This is a genomic window from Brevundimonas sp. CURTG3B2_SDJG (assembly GCF_057364705.1).
Map to the genome: position 1 here is coordinate 1 of NZ_JBNFOJ010000521.1, position 979 is coordinate 979.

The window sequence follows — 979 nt, forward strand, 5'->3', positions numbered from 1 at the left end:
CGGCGGCCGCGAGGGCGGCGGCGCCCAGGCGGCCTTGCTGGCCAGGGCCTTGCTCGAAAGGGATGCGAACATCGTCGGTGTCCTGTTGATCGTTCAAACCCGATGACCGAACGGTTGGCCGGCGGGTCTGTTGCATGGGTTCTAGGATCGCGAAGCTGAACGGCCTTTGAGCGCTTCGTTCATCTTCGTTCAGGTTTCGCCCGGTTCCGTCAGGCGGCCGGGATCGCTAGAAGCGGCCGATGACAGAGACGCTGACGATCAGGCGCGTGGCGGGGCAGGGCGACGGGGTGGCCGAGACCCCGGCCGGGCCGGTGTTCGCGCCGCTCACCCTGCCCGGCGAAACCGTGCGCGGCCAGGTCCGCGACGGGCGCCTGGAGGACCTCGAGATCCTGACGCCGAGCCCCGAGCGGGTCCAGCCGGCGTCGCCCCACTATGGCGACTGCGGAGGCTGCTCCCTCCAGCACTGGGCGGACCGGCCCTATCTGGACTGGAAGTCCGAACAGGTCCGCCTGGCCCTGGCGCGCGAGCGGATCGAGGCCGAGATCGAACCGGCGGTGGCGGTGCCGGCGGGGTCTCGGCGGCGCCTGGCCCTGCACGCCGTCGCGGGCCCGACGGCCGGGCGATCCTGGGGTTCAAGGCGCGCAAGAGCTGGCGGCTGGTGGAGGTGTCGGCCTGTCCGGTCGCCGATCCCCGGCTGGTGACCGCCTTTCCGGCCCTGGCCCGGGTGGCCGAACCCTTCCTGGAGCATCCCAAGTCGGCGCCGACGCTGCATGTGACCTGGACGCTGTCCGGCCTGGACGTGGACGTCACCGGGGTGGAGCGGCGGTCGGGGGGCCTGTCCCGCGACGCCCAGATGCGGGCGATCCAGGCCGCCGCGGACGCCGATCTGGCCCGGCTGAGCCTGGCCGGGGAGACCCTGGTCATGGCCCGGCCGCCGATGGTCGCCTTCGGCCCCGCGACCGTGACCCTGCCCGCGGGC

1 pseudogene is annotated in these 979 nt (G+C 73.0%); it reads left to right on the forward strand.

What is annotated here, in order from left to right:
• Positions 1 to 239: 239 nt before the first annotated feature.
• Positions 240 to 979, forward strand: a pseudogene (locus tag AC2W7C_RS18420) (class I SAM-dependent RNA methyltransferase); the annotation flags it as partial.